This window comes from Rhodococcus sp. RDE2 (assembly GCF_020885655.1).
GTDB classification, from domain to species: domain Bacteria; phylum Actinomycetota; class Actinomycetes; order Mycobacteriales; family Mycobacteriaceae; genus Rhodococcus; species Rhodococcus pyridinivorans.
In genome coordinates, this window is the sequence record NZ_AP025186.1 from 4,414,758 (window position 1) to 4,428,574 (window position 13,817).

A 13,817-nucleotide genomic window follows, 5' to 3' on the forward strand; every position below is an offset into this window, starting at 1 on the left:
CATCCTGCAACGCCTGAGCTGATACCCCTGTTGCGAGAGTCACGACTTGCGACTCGGTGGGCCCGGCTCCTCCGCCAGTACAGTTGATCGATATCCGGCAGGAGCGAGAGGAGTCGACCGTGCAGAACGCCGTGTTCTACTCGCTCGTCGCGATGTGCTCGTTGTTCGCCGCGTCGACCTGGTGCCTCTCGCGCCCCCACCTGCTGTCGAGCTCGGCCGCGTTCGTGGCCTCCGGGCTCTGGGTGCTGATGAACGGACCCCTCGAGGGTCGCGTGCTGTACTCGGTGACGCCGAACCACGGATTGACCGAGTCCGACCTGCTCTCGGGAGTAGGCGTGTGCATCGCAGCCTGGGGGTTCTGGACGACGCGGAACCGTCGGCGACGGCGGCGTTCGCAGCGACCGGCGTCGTACCGCAGGCATCCCGACCGGTCCAGAGCCATGCCGACCCCCGTCTTTCCGGCGGAAAGCGACGTCGAAACGGGCCCTATCCGCCGCAAAGCAGGATGAACGTCTCGGTTCGACCCCGAGAAGATTCTCAGGTCTCGTTTCAGTATCGACTCTGGACGAGTGCCCAGCTGTCACCTAAGCCTGAATCCACCGAACGATCAGCCGCGTAGCAGCGTGTCGAACTGAAGAAAGTGCCCCCTGAACTGGGAAGATTGGAGTTCTCACACAACAAATCCACCAGGTCACGAAAGGCACTTCCGGTGAAAGTGTCCCACAAGTTCATCGACGGCTCCGCCGTGTTCGACGAGGACAACCTCGTCTCGTGCGCCGGACTGGTCCCGGTCATGACACTGGCCGAACACACCCACCTGCCGGACCTGCTCACCGAGAAGGTCTCGATCACCACCACGAAGGTCACCTCCGGGGCCGCGAACCCGGCACCGAAACTGCTCACCCTGATCGCCGGGATGTGCGCCGGCGCCGACAGCATCGACGATATCGACCTGCTGCGCTCGGGCGGCATGCCACACCTGTTCGCAGGCGTCTACGCGCCCTCGACTGTGGGAACGCTGCTGCGCGAGTTCAGCTTCGGTCATGCACGTCAGCTCGAATCCGTGCTCCGCGAACACCTGATCGCACTCGCCGCCCGGGTCGAGATCCTGCCCGGTCTGGCCGAGCAGGCGTTCATCGACATCGACTCGCTGCTGCGCCCGGTCTACGGCCACGCCAAACAAGGCGCGAGCTACGGACACACGAAAATCGCCGGCAAACAGATCCTGCGCAAAGGCCTGTCCCCGCTGGCCACGACCATCAGCACCGCCGACTCCGCGCCGATCATCACCGGCATGCGACTGCGGGCCGGGAAGGCCGGCTCGGGTAAAGGTGCAGGTCGGATGGTTACTCAGGCCATCGTCACCGCCCGCCAGGCCGGCGCGACCGGGACCATCGTGGTCCGTGGGGACTCTGCGTACGGCACCCGCGCGGTCATCTCCGCGTGTCTGCGCGCGAAAGTGTGTTTCTCGCTCGTCCTGGCCAAGAACACCGCCGTCCAACGCGCGATCGACTCGATTCCCGACGAGGCGTGGACCGCGGTGAAATATCCCGGTGCCGTGCGTGACCCGGACACCGGTGCCTGGATCTCCGATGCCGAGGTCGCCGAAACCACTTACACCGCTTTCGCTTCCACCAGGACTCCGGTCACCGCCCGGTTGATCGTGCGCCGCGTCAAAGACGCCCGCTTCCCCGACGCGTTGTTTCCGGTGTGGCGATATCACCCGTTTTTCACCAACACCAGCGCCCACACCGTCGATGCTGATGTCACCCATCGCCGGCACGCGATCATCGAAACCGTCTTCGCCGACCTCATCGACGGGCCCCTGGCGCACATGCCGTCGGGGAGGTTCGGGGCGAATTCGGCATGGGTGCTCTGCGCGGCGATCGCCCACAATCTGCTGCGCGCGACCGGTGTTCTTGCAGGTGGTGGGCATTCGCGCGCCCGTGGGGCGACGCTACGCCGCAAGATCGTCAACCTTCCCGCCCGATTGTGTCGACCGCAACGAAGACCGATCTTGCGACTACCCACGCACTGGCCCTGGTCGGCTGCCTGGCTTCGACTGTGGGCCAACACCATCGGCCACAGTCCGCCCTCGACCACCTGAACACTGACCGACCCGCCGAGACGGCACGACCGGAGCCGCACCGTGGAAAAGCTGGGCAGACCAGCGGTTACTTCACGCCCTGAGCCCGCACTCGTCTGGAATCCAGATCCGGATCGACCTTCAAGGACTCATCGGTGGATTCAGGCTAAGCTCCAAAGCGGCCACGGCGTAGGTGGCCGTGTCTCCATAGAGTCCTCCCCGACACAGGAGATACAGCGCGAGGCCCCCGCCAGCTCCTCCCCTCGAATCGCTGGCGGGGGCCCTTCCCTGTCGGCCTCCCCGACGACAGGGGCAGATCGATGGTAATCAGGTCCCGATGTCCGATTCGTCCTGCGTTCGGACGAAACGCCGGGTAACCCTTGTGACCTTCGTCTCTGCGGCGCTGTTCACAGCATAGAGCAATCTGCTCACTCGCGTGCATAGATCTTTCCGGAGTTCACCGAAAGGTCAACTCGCAGGTCCTTTCTGCCGCTTTCGCGTACTTCGCACTTTTTCCTCAGGCACGATCCGTCAGCTCGGCGTGCCCTGCCTGACGAGCACAATGCGCGCAGCAGAAGACGGCATCCGCCGACTCCACGCCGTGCCCGAGGATGCGGCAGTGACAGTGGGCGCACTGCGGCGCCATCTCCTCCTCTTCCGGCGTCACGATCGGACGGTGTCCGCTTTCCTTCCGGTCGGGTACCCGGAACCGCCGGAACACACGAGCCCGCCCGCACCGATTCGGTGCGGGCGGGCTCGTGGACGACGGATCTATACCGGTTCGGGTCTATACCGGTTCGGGTTCCTTCGCTTCGTGCTTCGCGGCTTCCTGCTGCGCGGCCTCGAGCTTCAGGCGCTGTCCGAGCACCGACTTGCGGCGGCCGTAGACGAAGTAGATCCCCACGCCCAGGACCATCCAGACGGTGAAGCGGATCCACGTCTCGACCGAGAGGTTGAGCATGAGCCAGCCGCAGGCGAGCACCGCGAGGATCGGGACCAGCGGCACGAGCGGCACCCGGAATCCACGGGGCAGGTCGGGGCGGGTACGGCGGAGCACCATCACGCCGACGCAGACCAGGACGAAGGCGAACAGCGTGCCGATGTTGACCATCTCCTCGAGCACACCCATCGGGAACACCGCGGCGAGGACGGCCACGACACCACCGACCATCAGGGTGATGCGCACGGGCACACCCTTGTGGTTCGTGACGGCGAGCTTGCGGGTGACGAGTCCGTCGCGGGACATCGCGAACAGCACGCGGGTCTGGCCGAGCATCATCACCATCACGACGGTGGTGAGGCCGGCGAGGCCACCGATGTTGATGGCCATCTGCGCCCAGGTGATGCCGTGTGCCTCGAAGGCCGTGGCCAGCGTGGCACTGCCGTCACCGACCAGCTCGCTGCCGGTGCGCAGGTCGGTGTACTTCACCATGCCGGTGAGCACGAGGGTGACGCCGACGTAGAGGACGGTGACGATCGCCAGCGAACCGAAGATGCCGCGAGGCAGTGCCTTCTGGGGGTTCTTGGTCTCCTCGGCGGTGGTGGCGACGACATCGAAGCCGATGAAGGCGAAGAAGACCAGGCTTGCTGCGGCGAGGAGGCCGTACCAGCCGTAGGTGCTGCCGCCCGCGCCGGTGAGCGCCGAGAACAGGGACTGGTGCAGACCGGACGCGGTACTCTCCGCCTCCTCGGCCTGCGGGACGTACGGCGAGTAGTTGGACTTGTCGATGTAGAAGATGCCGACGACGATGACGAGCAGGACCACCGCGACCTTGATGGCGGTGACGACGGCGGAGACCCGCGACGAGACCTTGGTGCCGATCGCGAGGATGATCGTGATGGCGCCGACGATGAGCAGCGACCCCCAGTCGACCGTGATCGGTCCGAGGTCGATCGACGCGTCCCCGCCGAACATGCCCCCGAGATACATCGACCATCCCTTGGCGACGACCGCGGAGGCGAGGGCGAACTCGAGGATCAGATCCCATCCGATGATCCAGGCGACGAACTCACCGAAGGTGGCGTAGGAGAAGGTGTAGGCGCTGCCGGCGACCGGTACCGCAGAGGCGAACTCCGCGTAACACAGTGCGGCGAGACCGCACGCGATCGCGGCGAGGACGAACGCCAGCGAGATGGACGGTCCGGCGAGATTGCCGGCGGTGCGGGCGGTGAGGGTGAAGATTCCGGCTCCGACCACGACGGCGACGCCGAACACGGTCAGATCCTTGGCGGTCAGTTCTCGTCGTAGCCGCGAACCGGGTTCATCGGTATCCGCGATCGACTGTTCGACGGATTTGGTCCGCCAGATGCCGACTCCGGGCATTGTGTGCTCCTCGGGGTGATTGCGGCGCCCGCCACGCCCGGTCCGGGCGAGGGGTAGGCATGTCGCTCACTTCGCGCGCATTACGTTGCAGCAAGCAGTGTTTGCGTGAGCATTTGATGTAGCAATCATGGCACTGGCTCGTGAAGTGTCAATATCTTTCTGTTCGGCTGAGCATTATGCTCGAGTGGTGACGCGCATCACAACGGAAAGGGTGTCATCGTGTTCAGTCTCGACCGGCTCGACGCAGCTCTCCTCGGAGAGCTCACGCACAACCCCCGGGCAGGAATCGTCGACCTGTCGGCGAAGCTCGGCATCGCCCGCAACACCGTGCAGTCGCGCATCAGAAAACTCGAGGAGTCCGGTGCCGTCACCGGATACCGACCGGTCGTCGACCTGCCGAAGCTGGGTGTGCCGCTGCAGGCGTTCATCGGCGCCGAGCTCGTCCAGGCACAGATGGGGCATGTGATCGCCCAATTAGGCCGATTCCCAGAGGTATTGGAAGTCCACGCGACAACGGGCCGGGAGGATCTCCTGATCCGGATGGCGGCGCAGTCCCAGGAGGACCTCCTGCTGGTCCTCGAACGGCTCCACGCCATCGAAGGCGTCGCGCACACCACCACGACGCTCGCGCTCACCACACCGATCGAGTACCGGACGCAGCCGCTCGTCGAGCACATCACCCGCGATGCTGGGCACGGCCGGTCGTCGTCGGCCGGAAGCTCCTGAGAACACGAGAAGGGGAGGCACCTCGCGGTGCCTCCCCTTGTTCCCCTGTGCGGATCAGTTTCCCTGTGCGGACCAGTTCCCTTGTGCGGATCAGACGGTATCGATGCGCCGCTCGGCGATGCGGTTGGCGGCCGCGCCCGGCGTGACGCCGAGAGTGCTCGAGACGTCGAAGATCTCGGCGGTGCGGTCGAAGATCGACTCCACCCGCTCGCGGACGACGTCGGCGGCGGATCCGTCGACCTCACCGGCGACCTGGATCAGTCCGCCCGCGTTCGCGACATAGTCGGGCACCCAGACGATTCCGCGCTTGCCCAGCAGTCCCTCCACCTCGGGCTGCGCGAGCTGGTTGTTGGCCGCACCGCACACGAGACGTGCGTCGAGGTGGGCAGCGGTGGTCGAGGTCAACGTGCCGCCGAGGGCGCACGGGGCGTAGACGTCGGCGGACGAGGCGACGACGTTGTCGGTGACCTGCGCCGGGAACTCGTCGACCACGCGGGCGATCGCCGCGGGGTTCACGTCGGAGACGATCACCTCGGCACCGTCGGCGACGAGCAGCTTCACCAGCTCGTATCCGACCTTGCCGAGACCCTCGACACCGACCGTGCGACCCGCGAGAGTCGTTTGTCCCCAGACGGTCCGGGCGCCGGCACGCATGGCCTGGAAGACACCGAGCGCGGTCAGCGGCGAGCTGTCGCCGGAGCCGCCGGCGGCGACGGTGCGCCCCACGGCGTGGGCGGTGTGCCGGCCCACCACGTCGAGGTCCTCCGCGCGGGTTCCCACGTCGGCGGCGGTGATGTAGCGACCACCGAGCGACTCGACGAATCGTCCGTAGGCGGCGAGCAGTTCGTCGTTCTTGTCCGTCTTCGGATCACCGATGATGACGGCCTTGCCGCCACCGAGGTTCACACCCGACACCGCGGCCTTGTAGGTCATGCCCCACGACAGTCGCAGCACGTCCTCGAGCGCCGACATCTCGTCCGCATAGGGGTAGAAGCGGGTGCCACCGAGGGCGGGTCCGAGTGCGGTGGAGTGGATCGCGACGATGGCGCGCAATCCGGTGGCCGCGTCGTGGTGGAAGACGACCTGCTCGTGCGGGCGGTCGGTCAGGCGGGCCGAGCGGCCGAACACTCCGTCGGACGTGGTGAACTCGGGGAGGTCGAGGGCAGAGGTGGTCATCGGTGGGTTCCTTTGCAGCAGAGGGTGTTCGTGCGTCAGAAGTCGGTGTCGGCTCAGAAGTCGGTGTCGATGCCGAGCTCGGCGAGGCGGGCCCGGTACTGCTCGACGGAGCGGAGCTTGACGTCCTCGTAGCCGCGCACCATGTCGGGCAGGGCCGCGATCTCGACGGCGCGGTCGTAGGAGTCGACATTCAGGTCGGCGGCGAGTCGCTGGACCGTGTCGGTGTAGTGGGCGAGCAGAGCACGCTCGACGCGGCGGACATGGGCGTAGCCGAAGGGATCGAGCTTCGTGCCACGCAGACGCTTCGCCTTGGCCAGAGCCTTCAGCGCGACATGCGATTTCGGTCCGAAGCCGACCTTCTTCTCACGGCCGAGTGCGCGCAGCGCCGGCGGGTGCAGGCGGTAGGTGAGCTTGTGGCCACCGGGAACCTGGCCCTGCACCTCGTCGAGGAAGGCCGGGTCGACGAGCATGCGGGCGACCTCGTACTCGTCCTTGTAGGCGGTGAACTTGAACAACCCGCGGGCGACGGCCTCGCTGAAGTCCGTGCGGTTCGTGACGCGACGCTCGGCCTCCCAGGCTGCCTGCACCTGCCCGATGTAGCGGGCGGCGAGGGCTTCGCTCTGGAAATCGATCAGCGACGCGGCGCGGATCCGCACGAGCCGCTCGACCTCACCGGTGAAGGTGGTGCCGGCGAACAGACGCTCGGGTGCGACGGTGGCGGCGCGCTCGGTGCGGGCCGGTTCGGTCGCGGCGGCGAAGGCCGCGGGATCCGCGACGGCCACCCGGCCCCAGCGGAAGGCGGCGATGTTGGTCGCGACGGCCACCCCGTTGATCTCGATGGCCTCCTCGATGGCGTCGGCGGGGATCTCGAGTCCGCCGAGCTGGTGGGCGGCGCCCACGACGAGGAAGTTCGCAGCCGAGGTCTCGCCGAACAGCGCCTGGGCTGCGGCGAGGGCGTCGAACGAGACGGTCGTGCGGGTCGCGGTGTCGAGGCGCGCGAGCAGGTCCTGCTCGTCGGGGTGCCGGACCGAGCGGTCGTAGACCATGTCGCCGGTGGGGACGCGGCTCGTCGACGCGACCGCCACAGTCTCCTCACGGTTCGCGTAGGCGAGGTTCTTCGGCTCGGTCGCGGTGAGCAGGTCGAGCGCAAGCAGAGCGGTGGCACCGCCCGGGCCGACGCGGTTGCCGGGCTCGAGTCCGTCGGCGGCGAAGCGCAGGTGGGAGACCACCGGGCCGGCCTTCTGGCTCATGCCGATCTGGTCGAGCGACTCGACCTCGAATCCGGCGCGCAGCGCGGCCGTGGCGAGCACCTGGTTGACGGTGACGATGCCGGTGCCGCCGATGCCCGCGAGGAAGACGTTGCGGGTGCCCTTCGGGGTGTCGATGGCGGCGTCCGGGATGCGCGGCGGGGTCGGAGCCTTGCGGCGCTTCGGCTTCTCCGGCGACGTCTCGACGGTCACGAAGGACGGGCAGTCGCCGTCGAGGCACGAGTAGTCGGTGTTGCAGGAGGTCTGGTCGATGCGGGTCTTCGAACCGAACTCGGTGTCGACCGGCTGCACCGACAGGCAGTTGCTCTTGACGCCGCAGTCGCCGCAGCCCTCGCACACCGCTTCGTTGATGACGACGCGGGTGGTGCGGGCGGGCAGGGTGCCGCGCTTGCGCTGACGGCGTGCGTCGGCGGCGCAGTGCTGGTCGTAGATGAGCACGGTGACGCCCTCGATCTCGCGCAGCAGCTTCTGTGCCTCGTCGAGCCGGTCGCGGTGCCAGACCTCGGTGCCGCGAGCGAGGGTGCGCTTGCGGAGGCGCTTCGGTTCGTCGGAGCAGATGATGATCTTGCGGACGCCCTCGGTGGTGAGCTTGTGGGTCAGCGCCGGGATCTTCAGGGCGCCTTCGGCGTCCTGCGCGCCGGTCATCGCGACGACGTCGTTGTAGAGCAGCTTGAAGGTGATGTTCACGCCGGCGGCGACGCACGCCTGCACGGCGAGCTGGCCGGAGTGGAAATAGGTTCCGTCGCCGAGGTTCTGGAACATGTGGCCGATGTCGGTGAACGGCGCCTGGCCGATCCACTGCGCACCTTCGCCGCCCATCTGGGTCAGGCCGGTGACGGCGCTGTCCTTGCGGCCCGAGAGTGTGACGAGAGTGTGGCAGCCGATGCCGCCGCCGCCGATCGAACCCTCCGGCAGAGCGGTGGAGCGGTTGTGCGGGCAGCCGCTGCAGAAGTAGGGGGTGCGCTGGGTCGACAGCACCTCGAGCGACAGTTGCGGCAGGGGCGCGGGGCCGAGTTCGACGTGGTCGCGGAGCACGCGACGCAGCGGGCCGCGCAGGCGACCGGCGGTGAGCTCACCGTCGACAGGCACGAGCGGGCGGCCGTCGGCGTCCTTCTTGCCGACGATCTGCGGGGCGTTCGCGGTGCCGTAGAGGATCTCGCGGATCTGGGTCTCGACGAAGGCGGTCTTGTCCTCGACCACGATCAGTTCGTCGAGGCCGCGGGCGAATTCGCGGACGATCTCGGGACCGATGGGGTACGGCATGCCGATGCGCAGCAGGCGGATGCCGGCGCGGTGCAGCGCGGCGTCGTCGACACCGAGGTCGAGCAGGGCCTGGCGCAGGGCGTCGAAGGTGGTGCCGGTGGCGGCGAGGCCGACGCGGGCCTGCGGCGGGTCGACCTCGATCACGTCGAGGCCGTTGAGGCGGCCGTATTCCTGGACGATCTTCCAGCGCGGGCCGTAGAGGTCGGCCTCGGCGATGACGCTGTCGCCGGGCGCGGCCATGGGGCGCTGCTTGTAGACGAATGGCCGTCCTTCCCATTCGATCTCGGGGACCGTGATGGGCAGGTCGGAGATGGAGCCGTCGACGGACCAGGCGCCGTCGGCGACGTCCGCGACGATCTTGAGGGCGACGAGGCATCCCGAGGCGCGCGACAGCGCGACGCCGTGCAGGCCCATCGTGACGATCTCGGCGGCGTTGCGCGGGAACAGGACCGGGATGCCGAGGGCGGCGAGGGATCGCTCGCTGACGGCGGGCACGGTCGACGACTTCGACGCGGGGTCGTCGCCCACCATGAGCAGCACGCCGCCGTTCGGGTTCACCCCGTACATGTTGGCGTGGCGCAGCGCGTCGGTGGCACGGTCGAGGCCGGGGCCCTTGCCGTACCAGACGCCGACGACGCCGTCGTGGGTCGGTGTGCCGGCACCGAGCTGTCCCTGGCTGCCCCACACGGCGGTGGCGGCGAGTTCCTCGTTGAATCCGGGGACGAAGGTGATGTCGTGCTCGGCGAGGACCTTCGGCATGCCGTGGAGCATCTTGTCGAGACCACCGAGGGGGCTGCCCTGGTATCCGGAGACGAAGGTCGCCACCCGGCGACCGTCCCGCATGGCCCGCACCTGCTGTTCGACGAACAGGCGGGCGATGGCCTGGACGCCGGTGAGGAGCACGGTGCCGGAGCCCGAGCGATATCGGTCGTCGAGGTCGTAGGGAAGTCGTTCGCTCTCCCGGATTACGGTCTCGGTCATTGCGTACCACCCGTCCTTCGTCGCGGCGTCCGATTGTGTCTGCGCCACTTCGATCGCGTCATTTGGTGCAGCAATGGTTGATTGAGCTAGGCGATCACGTCAACAAAAGATTTTCGAGCGCATCATTTCGCTCAAATGTGACGCACCGCACACACATGAAGTGTGCACGGTGCTCAGAATCACCGCCCGCGGCGGGCACGGGCGGTTCCACCTCTCCCCGGTTCACGAACCCGTGGACCGGGTTGCCGTCGCCGCCGGGAGGGTATGGCCCTCGGTAGCCGGTATCGGTGTCCGGACGCCGCACCCGGTGAGGTGCTGCCGGTTCAGACATGCAGCCGGCAGCACCGTTCGGGTTACTGCATCCCGGGCTACTGCACCGTCAACGCGAACGGTCCATCAGGCCGGTTCCCATCGCAGCCGCGGCCACGCCCAGGACGAACACGATCGCACCCACGATGACGTGGGACCAGATCATGGACGTACTGGTGTCGACGCCGCTGACCAGCCACGGCGAGACGAACAACCACAGACCGAGCAGTGGCGCGACGAACGCCAGGCCGTGGGTGCGGCCGTAGGCCGAACCGAGCGCCATGGCGAGCAGTGCGACCGCGAGGCCGCAGATCAGATTGGTGGTGGCGAGTGCCGTCTGATCGGCGAAGCCGATGATCCAGGCGGATGCCGCCGCGTACAGACCGGCAACCATCATCAATCCGTCGGTGACCTGGACTGTGGGCTGTTCACCCATCCGGTCGTAGCGTTCGCGCATCTCGACGATGTCGGGATGGGTGTGCATTGCAGAATGAGCCGATGATGTCGACATTGTCCTCATCTCCTCGTGGGTGAGAAGTCCGAGGGCCCTCCTGGGTCCGACACCATTATCGTCGTCCCGGGCGGGACGTTCCCGTAGGGCAGAAAGTCCCTACTTGGCGATCTCGGGCGTGATCGCCGGCGTCAGACGGGTGCCGCATCGGGCACGAGGACGGCAGCACCGCGCACGCGGTCACCGGCGAGATCCGCCAACGCACGGTCGGCTTCGTCCAGCCCGTATCGCATCGTCGCGACCCTGATGCGGTGCTGCCCGGCGAACGCGAGGAACTCCCGGGAGTCCTCTCTCGTATTGGCGGTCACCGACCGGATCTCGCGCTCGTAGAACAGGTGCCGCTGGTAGTTCAGCTGCGGGACGTCGGTCAGATGGATGCCGGCGATCGAGAGGATACCGCCGCGGTCGAGCGCCTCGAGTGCGGGCGGCACGAGGTCGCCGACGGGCGCGAAGAGAATGGCAGCGTCGAGAGGCACCGGCGGTGCGTCGGCGGCAGCCTGCACCGACGCGGCCCCGAATTCGCGGGCGAGATTCCGCGCATCCTCGCTCCTCGTCATGACGTGCACCTCGGCACCTCGCGCCAGGGCGACCTGCGTCGCGATGTGGGCGCTGCCGCCGAAGCCGTAGATGCCGAGCCTGCCGCCGTCGGGGACCGAGGCGCGCTTCAGCGCGCGGTAGCCGATGATGCCGGCGCAGAGCAGCGGCGCGAGTTCGATGTCGTCGTACCCGTCGGGCAGCGGGAGAGCGAAGGTCGCCGGTACGGCGACGAACTCGGCGTACCCACCGTCCTCGTCCCAGCCGGTGTATCTCGAATTCGGACAGAGATTCTCGTCGCCGCGGAGACAGTAGCGGCACTGCCCGCAGGTCGACCGCAGCCAGGCCACGCCGACGCGGTCGCCGACCGCGAACCCCTCGACCGCCTCCCCCACCCGATGGACCACCCCGACCACCTCGTGCCCCGGGACGACCCCCGCCCGGTGGATGGGGAGATCGCCCTCCGTGACGTGCAGGTCGGTGCGGCACACACCGCACGCCAGCACGCGCACCAGCAGATCGTTCGGTCCCGTCTCCGGGATCGGGACGGATTCGAACCGCAGGGGGTGGCCGGCCACGGGACCGGGCTCCACCACCCGCCACGCTCGCATCGATCGGGATTCGTCCACGGCCCTCGCCTCCCGCGTGTTTGCCGATCTCGGCACCGGTGAACCCTTTCATACATGAGCAGCACAGACGGGTCCACCGATCCGTACGACCCGGCTCAGGATCCCGACGCCGATCCCGACAGCCTCCTCTCGAAGGCTCCGCAGCAGCCCGACCAGGCAGAGGGCGAGGACGACCCGACCGAGACCGGCGATACCGGACAATCCTGACCGTTCGAAGGAGATCCCGATGACCGAAACCACCCACGAGGGACCGAATTCCGGCGACACGGATGTCGTCACCATACTCACCGAGGACCATCGGGAGATGCTCGAACTTCTGGGCCGAGCGGAGACCACCCTCGACGCCGAGGAACGCCGCGATCTCACCGACTCCGCGATCGCCGAGGTGATGAGGCACTCGGTCGCCGAGGAGATGTTCGTCTATCCGGAGATGGAGAAACATCTGCCCGGGGGCACCGAAGCCGTCGAACACGACAAGAAAGAGCACGACGAGATCGTGCAGGTGATGAAGCAACTCGAGGGAGCGGACGCATCGAGTGCGGAGTTCACGACGTTGGTGAAGAAGTTGCAGGATCTTCTGCGCCACCACGCGGACGACGAAGAGTCGGAACAGTTCCCGGAGTTGAGGGCGCATCTCGGGCAGGAGACCCTCGTGGAGGTCGGCACCAAGGTGCAGGCCGCCAAGAAGCTGGCACCGACCCGACCGCATCCGTCCGCACCGCATTCCGAACTGTTCCACAAGACCGTCGGTCCGGGGGTCGGCATGGTGGACCGACTGCGCGACGCACTGACCGGCCGCAGTACCTGAGCGTGAGGACGGCGCGTCACCCCGTCACCCCGGCTCCGGTTCCTCCGGCGCGCCGTCCTGAGCTCTCGTCCGAACGAAGAAGGAGATCTTCCCGTTCGTCTCGAGCACCGCGAGGTCGATGTCGGCGAACCGGCGGATGCCCTGTTGACGCGCGGCGGCCATGAGGTCGTCGAGGGACAGACGTTCCCGTTTCAGGTTCCGCAGGTCGGGTTCGCCGTCCCGGACGATCACGACGGGGACACCATGGGTGATCCCACGCATCCGCGGAGAACGAGCGTTGATCAGCGAGAGCGCCAACGTCAGCACCGCGAAGACACCGATGGTGAGGACCGCGCCCGTCATGGACACGTCGTCCTGCGTGATCCCCTGCTGTACGAGATCACCCATCACCACGAAAAGCACGAGTTGGAAGGTGCTCAGCTCGCCGACGCTCGACCGGCCGACGAGACGGGTGATCCCCCACAGGAACAGGAACAGGACGATCGCGCGGATCACGATTTCCATCAGGGCACCAGCCAGGTATCGAAATAGATCGTCACTGCCGATTTCTCGCCGTCCATCACCGAGACGGAGCCCGATTCGCCCCATTGCCTCCCGGCCTGGATCCGTACATCGAGCGCGAAGGTGAACTCGTCGCCGGGCGGCGGATCGAAGGTCAGGTACGCCAGTCCGTCCCCGGCGGTCTCCGCGGACGGTTCGGGCAGCCGGCCCCGCATCTCGAGGATCTCGAAGTAGGACGTGTCGATCGCCAGGACGATCTCTCCGTCGAAGCCATCCTCCCGGTGCACCGTCACCTTCCAGGGGACGTCGAGGCCGGCGCGTGCGATACGCGGGTAGGTCAGGTCGAGTTCGTACCCGCCGCCCTGCGCGGTGGCCGTCGAACTCCGTACACCGAGGAAGCCCAGTATTCCGGCCACCAGCACGAGCACGAGCAGGGCCGCTGCGGTTGTCCGCAATCGCGCCACGCCCTTGCTGCGAGCCACCTCCCCGACGTCGTCGAGCGTGGAATCCGGCCTGTTCTCCATCTCTCCACGTTGACACAGCACCGGTGACAAAAGGTGGATATCGACAGGGTGTTTGAGCTGCTCGAGCACGGGTAGTCGCACGTAGCACCACGGGCCAACCGAGGCGGCGTCGAGACCAGGCGCCACGGGTGTCTTCACGGGCGCGTCTTCACGCGCGACGCGTCCTCGCACGACAATC

The 13,817-nt window shown here is 67.2% G+C and carries 13 protein-coding genes; 4 read left to right on the forward strand and 9 right to left on the reverse strand.

The window, feature by feature from the left end; all coding sequences use genetic code 11:
* Window positions 1-136 precede the first annotated feature (136 nt).
* Entirely contained in the window at window positions 137-442 is a 306-nt protein-coding gene (locus LPH33_RS20450) for a hypothetical protein (protein WP_229565705.1), read from the reverse strand.
* Window positions 443-709: 267 nt separating this feature from the next.
* On the opposite strand from LPH33_RS20450, the gene LPH33_RS20455 reads away from it, so the two are divergent.
* Complete coding sequence (locus LPH33_RS20455) at window positions 710-2,107, forward strand: IS1380 family transposase (RefSeq protein ID WP_112319879.1); 1,398 nt, start codon at window positions 710-712, stop codon at window positions 2,105-2,107.
* A gap of 496 nt (window positions 2,108-2,603) precedes the next feature.
* On the opposite strand, the gene LPH33_RS20460 is transcribed toward LPH33_RS20455, so the two are convergent.
* On the reverse strand, window positions 2,604-2,753 hold the full coding sequence (locus LPH33_RS20460) for a hypothetical protein (protein ID WP_229568533.1): 150 nt from the start codon (window positions 2,751-2,753) through the stop codon (window positions 2,604-2,606).
* 120 nt (window positions 2,754-2,873) lie between these two features.
* A complete protein-coding gene (locus LPH33_RS20465; protein WP_229565707.1) occupies window positions 2,874-4,409 on the reverse strand; it encodes an amino acid permease in 1,536 nt (511 codons plus the stop codon).
* A 219-nt stretch (window positions 4,410-4,628) separates the two neighbouring features.
* Between LPH33_RS20465 and LPH33_RS20470 the strand changes: the two genes are divergently transcribed.
* The gene (locus LPH33_RS20470) at window positions 4,629-5,135 is read left to right on the forward strand and encodes an Lrp/AsnC family transcriptional regulator (protein ID WP_229565708.1); all 507 of its coding nucleotides are present in this window, start codon (window positions 4,629-4,631) and stop codon (window positions 5,133-5,135) included.
* A 90-nt stretch (window positions 5,136-5,225) separates the two neighbouring features.
* Here LPH33_RS20470 and LPH33_RS20475 read toward each other — a convergent pair whose 3' ends face one another.
* The 4 genes from LPH33_RS20475 to LPH33_RS20490 form a co-directional block, all read right to left on the reverse strand.
* Complete coding sequence (locus LPH33_RS20475) at window positions 5,226-6,311, reverse strand: Glu/Leu/Phe/Val family dehydrogenase (RefSeq protein WP_160874044.1); 1,086 nt, start codon at window positions 6,309-6,311, stop codon at window positions 5,226-5,228.
* A 53-nt stretch (window positions 6,312-6,364) separates the two neighbouring features.
* Entirely contained in the window at window positions 6,365-9,823 is a 3,459-nt protein-coding gene (locus LPH33_RS20480; RefSeq protein ID WP_229565710.1) for an indolepyruvate ferredoxin oxidoreductase family protein, read from the reverse strand.
* Between the two features lie 379 nt (window positions 9,824-10,202).
* Window positions 10,203-10,616, reverse strand: a complete 414-nt coding sequence (locus LPH33_RS20485) for an SPW repeat protein (protein WP_024101985.1) — start codon at window positions 10,614-10,616, stop codon at window positions 10,203-10,205.
* A 158-nt stretch (window positions 10,617-10,774) separates the two neighbouring features.
* Window positions 10,775-11,788: a zinc-binding alcohol dehydrogenase family protein gene (locus LPH33_RS20490; protein ID WP_229568424.1), complete on the reverse strand. Its 1,014-nt coding sequence runs from the start codon at window positions 11,786-11,788 to the stop codon at window positions 10,775-10,777.
* A 72-nt stretch (window positions 11,789-11,860) separates the two neighbouring features.
* On the opposite strand from LPH33_RS20490, the gene LPH33_RS20495 reads away from it, so the two are divergent.
* Entirely contained in the window at window positions 11,861-12,013 is a 153-nt protein-coding gene (locus tag LPH33_RS20495) for a hypothetical protein (protein ID WP_172414924.1), read from the forward strand.
* A 19-nt stretch (window positions 12,014-12,032) separates the two neighbouring features.
* The gene (locus LPH33_RS20500; protein ID WP_088897926.1) at window positions 12,033-12,614 is read left to right on the forward strand and encodes a hemerythrin domain-containing protein; all 582 of its coding nucleotides are present in this window, start codon (window positions 12,033-12,035) and stop codon (window positions 12,612-12,614) included.
* A gap of 24 nt (window positions 12,615-12,638) precedes the next feature.
* Here the strand turns inward: LPH33_RS20500 and LPH33_RS20505 are convergent, their stop codons facing one another.
* Entirely contained in the window at window positions 12,639-13,118 is a 480-nt protein-coding gene (locus tag LPH33_RS20505; RefSeq protein WP_229565712.1) for a DUF421 domain-containing protein, read from the reverse strand.
* Complete coding sequence (locus tag LPH33_RS20510) at window positions 13,118-13,639, reverse strand: hypothetical protein (protein ID WP_145692244.1); 522 nt, start codon at window positions 13,637-13,639, stop codon at window positions 13,118-13,120. The genes LPH33_RS20505 and LPH33_RS20510 overlap by 1 nt, the downstream gene beginning before the upstream one ends.
* Window positions 13,640-13,817 lie beyond the last annotated feature (178 nt).